Origin of the sequence: Lutibacter sp., from assembly GCF_041596795.1 — a bacterium.
Classification (GTDB): domain Bacteria; phylum Bacteroidota; class Bacteroidia; order Flavobacteriales; family Flavobacteriaceae; genus Lutibacter.
Genome location: NZ_JBFHHX010000141.1, coordinates 1 through 8,172, shown reverse-complemented (window position 1 = coordinate 8,172; position 8,172 = coordinate 1). Strand labels below are relative to the sequence as shown.

Sequence of the window (8,172 nt, the reverse complement as noted above, 5' to 3'; positions counted from 1 at the left end):
TGGATTTGGAGTATTTTGTTTTGCCATTATAGTTTTTAAATTCTGCTAATTTTTATGAGTATTTGTTAATGCTTGTCATTTGTTATTTAGAATAAAAACCATTAAAAATACATTGACATACTAACAGCAATTGACTGTTAGCCTGGAGAATGATGGTAAATATCTTCATAACATTTGTTTTATTTGAAAAGGAGCAAAGCACATTTAACAAATAAGGTTAAAAGTAACTAAAATAAATTTGGTAAAAAATAGGAAATATAGGTTTTTGTTGGAAATTGATTTTTATTAATATTTCATTAAAAAAAATAAGAAAGCTATTTGTTTTTTAACTTTAAAAATAGCTATATTTGAATAGTTAGGTTTTCATAGACCTAAATCTTTTTAAGCTGTTGTCATTTTATTTTTTTTATGGTACAGCTTGAATAAGCTTTTAAAAATTATATTTCATAGCATAATTTGTACAAGCTTATTTCATAGCAATTTTTTTTTTAAAAAGCTCCTTTTTAGGAGCTTTTTAATTTATGTTTTATGAAATTTCCATTAATTGTAACGACGAAATGGAATTTCGGTAAGGGCTTCTTCTATTTCATTGCTTTTATATCTGATTAAATTTCCAATACGGTAAGGTTTTAGAATTCCTTTCTTATTCCAATCGGATATAGTTACCATAGAAATTTTAAAAATTTCAGCTACTTGCTTCCGGGTTAGATATTCTAGTGGTTTTTCTTTTTTTGTTTCAAGAAGTAATTCCAGAATAACTTCTTTTAAACTTAAGATTAATGCTTCTTTAAATTCATCAGGCGTGATGTTGTGTAGTAAAATAGTTGATTTTGATTCCATAATTTATTCATTTTAAACCTATTAAAATTATGAAATATTTTTTAAGTTCTTTTATCAATAGAATTTTGATTGAAGCTTATTAAATTAAACATTGCTCTTAATCTGCTTCTAACCCTATTACCGTAACGTTTTTCAATTTCTTGTGCGTTGATGTTGGTGGTTAGGTAGGTTTTACTATGGTTTTTGTGTCCAAACCATGTAATAAATTATTAAAAAAGTGAATTGTGCCATTCTTTCCCAAAAGATTCATAACTAAAATACAACCAAGGTATAATAACAAAGCTTTGAACCCACAGGATAATCCCATATGTTTACTATTTATATTTTTCATTTTAATAATTATTTAAATATTTGAATTTCTTAATCGTAATGAATTTACAATTACAGATACTGAACTAAAACTCATTGCCAATGCCGCAATAATTGGAGACAATAAAATTCCGAAGAAAGGAAAAAATATACCTGCAGCAATTGGTACTCCTAAAATATTGTAAGCAAATGAGAAGAATAAATTTTGTTTGATGTTTTTCATTACAGCATGACTCAAATTTTTAGCTTTCACAATACCTTTTAAATCGCCTTTTACCAACGTAATTGCTGAGCTTTCAATGGCTACATCTGTTCCTGTTCCCATAGCGATACCCACATTTGCCTGTGCTAAGGCAGGAGCGTCATTAATACCATCACCAGCCATTGCAACAATTTTTCCTTCGGCTTGTAATTGTTTGATAAATTCCAATTTATCTTCTGGTAAACAACTTGCTTTAAAATTGGTCAAATGCAATTCATCAGCAACTGCCTTTGCAGTATTTTCATTATCACCAGTAAGCATAATTACCTGAACATCATTTGCCATTAAATTTTTAACGGCTTCTTTGCTTGTAGTTTTAATAGCATCGGAAATACTCACATAACCTATTGCAATATTATTAATAGCGATATATGATACCGTTTTACCTAATTTTTGCTCAACTATAACTTCATTTTTTAATGAGCTAGAAATCTTTATATTTAATTGTATCAATAATTTCTCATTCCCTATTGCGACTTTATTATCATTAACAATTCCCGTAATTCCTTTTCCTGCAACAGCTTCAAAATCTGTTGATTTAGCCAATTCAATGTTATTTTCCTTAGCATAATTTACAATTGCCAAAGCTAAAGGGTGTTCACTATGTTGATTTAATGAAGCAATACTAGTTATAAGATTTGTAGCTTCCCCTTCAATAGCATACACTTTTTCAACCGATGGTTTTCCTTCAGTTAGTGTTCCTGTTTTATCGGTAATCAACACATTTACTTTGTTCATCAATTCTAAGGCTTCTGCATTTTTAATTAGCACACCATTTTGCGCACCTTTACCAACGCCTACCATAACAGACATAGGCGTTGCTAAGCCTAAGGCACACGGACAAGCAATAATTAATACAGCCACTGCATTTACAAAACCATAAACTCTAGCTGGTTCAGGACCAAAACTTGCCCAAATGATATATGTTAAAATTGAAATCACTACTACAATTGGAACAAAATATTTAGAGATGGTATCGGCTAATTTTTGAATAGGAGCACGTGATCGGCTGGCGTCACTTACCATTTGAATAATTTGTGATAATAATGTGTCTGAACCCACTTTTTCAGCTTTCATGATGAATGATTTAGAACCATTTATAGTACCTGAACTTACTTTGTCCTCAGATTTTTTATCTACCGGAATTGGTTCACCTGTTATCATAGATTCATCAATACTACTGCTACCTTCAACAATAACACCATCAACTGGAATTTTTTCACCAGGTTTTACTCTTAAAAAATCTCCTACATTTATATCGTGAATTGAAACCACTTTATCTTCTCCATTTACAACAATTGTAGCTTCAGAAGGGGCAAGTTTAAGTAGTTCTTTTATAGCACCACTGGTTTGGCTATGTGCTTTGGCTTCTAACAATTGCCCTAATAAAACTAGGGTTAGAATAACTGCTGTAGCTTCAAAATATAAACTGACATCACCTGACTCTCCTTTAAATTCTGAAGGAAAAACTTCTGGAAATAATAAAGCAACAATACTAAATATAAATGCAGCACCTGTACCGATTCCAACCAACGTAAACATGTTTAAATTCCAAGTAATGATAGATTTCCAAGCACGTTCAAAAAACATCCCACAGGTATAAAACACAATAGGAATTGTTAAAAAAAGCTGTAACCAATCCCAGTATATTTGAGGCATTAATTTTGGCAATGGGTTTATTGGTAAATGCATTGCCATAGTAATTATCAACACAGGTACCGCTAAAAAAGTAGAAATTTTCATTTTTTTAGCCAACATATTGTAAGTTTTCAATTCTTCACTTTCGTCTGGTTCCACAGGTATTAAGTCCATACCACACTTTGGACAAGAGCCAGGGGAGTTTTCAATAACTTCAGGGTGCATTGGACAAGTGTATTTTGTTTCAATGGTTAATTTTGGTTGCTCTACCAAATCCATTCCGCATTTTGGGCAACTACCCGATTTATTATAAATCTTTTCACCTTCGCAGTGCATTGGACAATAAAAAATACCATTGTCTTTTACATTTTTTATAGGTTTTACTACAGTTTGTTTTTCATTTGGGTCAAATTGAGTAATTGTATAATGAAGTCCAGCATTTAAAAATTCTTGTTGAAGTTTATCAAGAGTAACGTGTTGGGTCATTCCAAGCTCAGTGATTCCTGTTTTTAAATCAACCGAAACATGTATAATTCCACTAATATTAAGTAAGGTTTTTTCCACATTGGTTTTACAACCATTGCAACTCATTCCAACTATTTTATAGGTGTGTTTCATTTGAATACATTTTAATTTCTGTTCGATTTAAAGCAATTAAATAAAGAAAAACCTTATTTTTAAATTCATTTTTATTTAAATAACACGTTTTTACAGAAGATAAAAACGTGTTGATTAAAAGAGTGTTCTATTATTCGTGATTATGACCTTTGTGATCATCTTCTTTTTTAGTATCTATTTTCTTCTCAATTAATTTCATTCCACATTTTGGACATTCACCTTTTTTATCACTAACAACTTCGGGATGCATTGAACAAGTGTAAACTGGTTTCATTTCCATTTTCTTTAATTCCATACCACATTTTGGGCATTCACCTGGCTTATCACTTTTTACATCAGCGTGCATTGAACAAGTGTAAGTTGCTTTCATCTCCATTTGGGAATGATTCATTTCAGTTTTTGTACTGTCTTTTTTCATTTTTGAATGATCCATTTCTTGCGCTTTCATTGTAGAAAAACCTGCCATTGCTATTATTAAAACAGCTACTATTTTTTTTGTAATCATAATTTTTTGTTTTTAAATTTTATTATCTATTTATATTATAAAGGTCTGATTATTCCTATTTATTGTTGTGCATAATTTTGTTTAAATCGTATCTAATTTCCCACGAGACCCTATATTTTTGTACTGTGTAGGTGTTATTCCGGTGATTTGTTTAAATTGTCTAGATAGGTGTTGCGGACTGCTATAATTTAATTCATATGAAATTTGACTTATTGTTAATTCATTGTAAGAAATTAATTCTTTTACACGCTCTATTTTTTGTTGAATGATATAGTTTTCAATGGTTCGCCCTTCTAATTCAGAAAACATTCTACTTAATTGACAGTATTCAATGTCTAAATTTGATGCTAAAAAAGTTGAATAATTTTGATCGAATACTTTATGTCTTCCGTGAAAAATATTTTCAATAATTAATGTTTTAATTTGATTTACAATTTTGAAATCAAATGCTTCAACTATTTCAAATCCTTCTTTTTCCAAAATGTTTTTTATTGTAATCATTTCTTCTGATGAAAGATTTTTATTGAAATAGATTTTACCCAAATCAACACTTTCAAAATCAATATTATTGTTTAATAATTCCTCTTTAACAACTTTTATACAACGGTCGCAAACCATATTTTTTACGGTAACTATATTCTTTTGTTCCATTACCTTGAGTTTTTAATTCATCTATTTTAAAACTACCTATCAAAAAATGATAGGTAGTTTTGATATTCATTATTGAATAATAGTTTCAGTATTTCCACATTTCAGCATTTTTGCTCCAAAATAAGGGTTGTTGATTTTTTCTGATAAACTTAACCAGTAAGCACCGTTATTGTTATCTGCCATTGGGCAAAATTGTTCAAATACTTTTTTATTCACTCCAAATAACTTCACTGCTTTTATTAAATGAGTAGATAAGTGCTTGAAGTGATTTCTTTGAATACTAATATCAGTGCTTTTTGAAATAGCACTGGCAGACGTCGTAATTTCTTTTGAAATTGTCATCCAATGCATATGAGCTTCATTATTCGTTAATAATTTCATATCAATCTTACCAACTAATTTTAATAAATCACTAGCAGATTTTTGTGCGATTTTAGCGTTATCATTTGCAAAAGCATCTTTTAAATCTATGTATTTAACAAATACATTATTTAATTGATTTTGAAACTCTTTAGAAACTGAAATTCTAGTGTTCATTTTTGAATGATCAGTAACTTTTTCAGTTATTGACAACTTACTTTCGTTTTGCATTTTATCTGAAGCTTCTCCATCCTGTGATTTACCATGGTTAGCATGGCCAGTTTCTGCTTTACCACCTTGTAAATTCATCATACTTGGTTTTCCTGCTAATTGCGAAGCTGCATCTACCGTAAATGTACCGTTTACTACAATTTCCTCACCCGTTTCAAGCCCCGATTTTATCACAAAAGAATCTCCAAGTGACGGGCCTAATGTTACTTCTCTTAACGTAAAGTTTCCACCAGTACCACTATTATTTTTAATATAAATAATAGATCGTTCACCCGTCCACATAATCGCAGATTTTGGAATTACAATTTCTTGTGAAGCTGTTTTACTCACTTTGTTTTTAATAATTCCAGAAGCAAACATTTCAGGTTTTAGTTTGTTACCTACATTCTTAATTTCAACACGTGCAGTTGCAACTCTGGTTTGCGCATTAATCAATGGATCTACAAATGAAATGGTTCCTTCAAATGTTTCACCAGGAACTGATTGAATGGTATACGAAACTTTATCACCTACTTTTACCCAAGCCATATCACTTTCATAGATATCAAAAAGCACCCAAAGTGATGATAAATCAGCGATTTCATAAATTGGCATTCCTCTATTTACATAATCACCTAAATCTACTTTTTTGGAAGTAACAATTCCAGATACATCAGCTGTTATAGGAAATTGTTGAATTGTTTTACCAGAACTGATAATTTTGTTGATGGTACTTTCACCAATTTTCCAATTTTTCAATTTTTGTTTGGCTGCATCAAATAGTTCTGGTTGCGAATTTTTAATGGAGTACGCTTGTAATAATTCTTCTTGAGCAGTCACCAAATCTGGCGAATAAACCATTGCCAAGGTTTGTCCTCTACTTACATTTTCACCCGTAAAATTGATCCTTAAACTTTCAATTCTCCCTGGTATATGTGTAGATTGTGTATACAATTTACGTTCATCAACTTGTATTTTTCCATTCAAACGTAATTCCTTATTTGCTGCTGAATTTCCTACAACCATTGTTTGAACATTCGCTAACTTTAGTGCATTTTCACTCATTTGAAGTGAGTTTGGATCTGCTCCAACATCATCTGTAGCAACCGGAATTAAATCCATACCGCAAAGTGGACATTGCCCTGGTTCCGACTGTCTAATTTGTGGATGCATAGAGCAAGTCCAAGTAGCTCCTGCTTCTTGTTCTGCAGAATGATCGTGTACTTCTTTTGTTGCATCGCTTCCTCCGAAAAGCATCCAACCTAGAAACAGTCCAATAAAAAGGACTCCTACTATTTTTAGTATATTTTTTATTTTTGTTGTCATTTTAGTCGTTTTTTGAAAGTAAGTAATCTAGTTTCGCTTGTGCTGTAAATTGATTTTTAACTTCTGCAGCGGTGGCTTTTTCATACATTAATACATCTTGATTCATCCTTAATATTTCAATAAAGTCTGAACCAGAATTGCTATACGAAGCTATTAAAAGAGCAATTGCTTGTTTCGTGCTTTTCACTTGAGTTTCAAATAAATTCAACAAATCCGTTGACTTTGATACATCATATTGAGCACTACTATAACTTGTTATTAAATTATTTGTTACAGCCACTTTTTTCTCTTCCGTTGCAGTAATCATATATTCCGCTTCTTTTTGTGCAGCCTTGTATTTTTTTCTGAAAATAGGAAGTGTTACCGAAAGCATTGGCATAATAGCATCTTGTCCGTTCATCGCTAAATCGGGCACATCTCTTTTTGCGATAATTGAATAATCCAATCCAAGTCCAATTTTTGGATAGCCTTCTTTTATCGCCACTATTTTTTGTGCCTCAAAAGCTTCTTTTTGGCGGTCTAATTGCACTAATTTAGGATTGTTACTAAATAGCGAATCAGAAGCTACCAAACCATCAACTGTTGCTTTGGGCAATTCAGCAGGAAACTCTAAATTAGTAGCGCTATTTCTATTCAAAAGAGTATTAAAAGCAACTTGTAACGGTTCTTTTTTATTTTTCAAAAGTTGAATATTCGTGATGCTTTCATTTCTTTTTATATCAATCCGAACCACATCCACCATAGCACCTTTGCCATTTTTAAATTTGCTTAAGGCTAATTCTTTATAGGTATTCAAAATTGCTAAGTTTTCTTCTTCCAACTTAATCAGTTGTTGTAATTCATACATTTCTGCATATATTTTTTTTACATTTAAGAAAACTTCATTTTTTGTGTCAACATAGTTTTGAAATAGTGCTTCCGCCATTAAATTAGCCGCATTTTCTTTTGCCGCTAATGTTCCAAACCAAGGAAACATCTGCATAACGCTAAATCGGGCTTCTTGACTCCCAATTCTTGTTTCAATCATTCTACCAAACGCACTAACGGTGAGTATTGGATCTGGCAAAGCGCTCACTTGAGGTGATTTTTGTAATGCCGCTTCAAATTTTGTATAGGCCGATTTTACCTCAGGATTATTTTTTGAAGCAATTAGCAAATACTCATTTAAAGTTTGTCCATTTACGTGAAATGAAAATAGCAAACTCATCATTATCAAATATCTTATATTTAATATTTTATATAGTGTTTTAGTTTTCATTTATTGATTTTTTTTAATTACAGATTCTCTCCAATATGCTTGTAATACAGGTACCACAAACATTGTCATTATTTGAATTATCATTCCACCAAAGGTTGGAATAGCCATAGGAATCATTATATCTGCTCCTTTTCCTGTTGAAGATAATACTGGCAGCAGCACAATTATAGTGGTTGCGGCAGTCATCATTGCAGG

At 31.2% G+C, this 8,172-nt stretch carries 8 protein-coding genes and 1 pseudogene; all 9 read right to left on the bottom strand.

The genetic code is table 11. The features are described from left to right. Positions 1-540: 540 nt before the first annotated feature. Positions 541-840, bottom strand: a complete 300-nt coding sequence (locus ABY298_RS13320) for a helix-turn-helix domain-containing protein (RefSeq protein ID WP_134248633.1) — start codon at positions 838-840, stop codon at positions 541-543. A gap of 41 nt (positions 841-881) precedes the next feature. Continuing rightward, positions 882-1,013: pseudogene (locus tag ABY298_RS13315) on the bottom strand (ATPase); the annotation flags it as partial. After that, the gene (locus ABY298_RS13310) at positions 1,001-1,147 is read right to left on the bottom strand and encodes a DUF5676 family membrane protein (RefSeq protein ID WP_372746551.1); all 147 of its coding nucleotides are present in this window, start codon (positions 1,145-1,147) and stop codon (positions 1,001-1,003) included. The gene ABY298_RS13310 and the pseudogene ABY298_RS13315, both read right to left, overlap by 13 nt. A gap of 36 nt (positions 1,148-1,183) precedes the next feature. Continuing rightward, positions 1,184-3,667, bottom strand: a complete 2,484-nt coding sequence (locus ABY298_RS13305) for a heavy metal translocating P-type ATPase (protein WP_372746549.1) — start codon at positions 3,665-3,667, stop codon at positions 1,184-1,186. Positions 3,668-3,797: 130 nt separating this feature from the next. Further along, positions 3,798-4,172: a heavy metal-binding domain-containing protein gene (locus ABY298_RS13300; RefSeq protein ID WP_372746548.1), complete on the bottom strand. Its 375-nt coding sequence runs from the start codon at positions 4,170-4,172 to the stop codon at positions 3,798-3,800. A gap of 81 nt (positions 4,173-4,253) precedes the next feature. Beyond that, the gene (locus tag ABY298_RS13295) at positions 4,254-4,823 is read right to left on the bottom strand and encodes a helix-turn-helix domain-containing protein (RefSeq protein WP_372746547.1); all 570 of its coding nucleotides are present in this window, start codon (positions 4,821-4,823) and stop codon (positions 4,254-4,256) included. Positions 4,824-4,892: 69 nt separating this feature from the next. Further along, the gene (locus tag ABY298_RS13290) at positions 4,893-6,719 is read right to left on the bottom strand and encodes an efflux RND transporter periplasmic adaptor subunit (RefSeq protein WP_372746546.1); all 1,827 of its coding nucleotides are present in this window, start codon (positions 6,717-6,719) and stop codon (positions 4,893-4,895) included. 1 nt (position 6,720) lies between these two features. Further along, positions 6,721-7,977 (bottom strand): TolC family protein, encoded by a 1,257-nt coding sequence (locus tag ABY298_RS13285; RefSeq protein ID WP_372746545.1) that lies wholly within the window; start codon positions 7,975-7,977, stop codon positions 6,721-6,723. Further along, positions 7,978-8,172, bottom strand: a 195-nt coding sequence (locus ABY298_RS13280) for an efflux RND transporter permease subunit (RefSeq protein ID WP_372746544.1), incomplete at its 5' end; no start/stop codon positions are given.